The sequence below is a fragment of the Haloferax profundi genome (genome assembly GCF_001469865.1).
GTDB classification, from domain to species: domain Archaea; phylum Halobacteriota; class Halobacteria; order Halobacteriales; family Haloferacaceae; genus Haloferax; species Haloferax profundi.
In genome coordinates, this window is record NZ_LOPV01000488.1 from 1 (window position 1) to 508 (window position 508).

The following is a 508-nucleotide window of genomic DNA, read 5'->3' on the forward strand; positions in this document are numbered from 1 at the left end:
AGAGCGTCAACAGCGCATAGACACCGAGGCCGGGGACAATCGACGCTGGGCCGGGCATAGCACTCCGGGCGGCGTTGATGATGGGATATCCAAAGCCCAGCACGAGTGCTGTCGGGAACGGCAAGAACGCGACGGTGACGAACAGGTCACGCCCAATCTGGCCAACCTTCGAGACGATGCTCAGTGGGCCGAAATCAACCAACGAAAGGGCGATAAAGATGGGGAGTGCCGGGGCGAAAATGAACACCGACACCCACGAGAGGCCGAACACGAGCGCGATCAGGAGGAACAACACACCCGACGACAGCCACACGAGGATGATTCCAAGGCCTGCAGCGGCGCTGTTCCCACCAATCGAGCCGAGGTCGGCTACGAGGTCGGCACCATCTGGGGCAACCGCGAGGATCATGCCCTGCGAGAGGTGCAAGACGACGGCAGCCCAGATCCACGAGGCGAGGATGAAGAACAACCCAAACCACCCCTTTTGTTGAAGTGTTTTGCTCCGGTG

General features: G+C 60.6%; 1 pseudogene. It reads right to left on the reverse strand.

Annotation, left to right across the window (positions count from 1 at the left end):
- Positions 1 to 469 (reverse strand): annotated as a pseudogene (locus AUR66_RS15825) (hypothetical protein); the annotation flags it as partial.
- Positions 470 to 508: the final 39 nt, after the last annotated feature.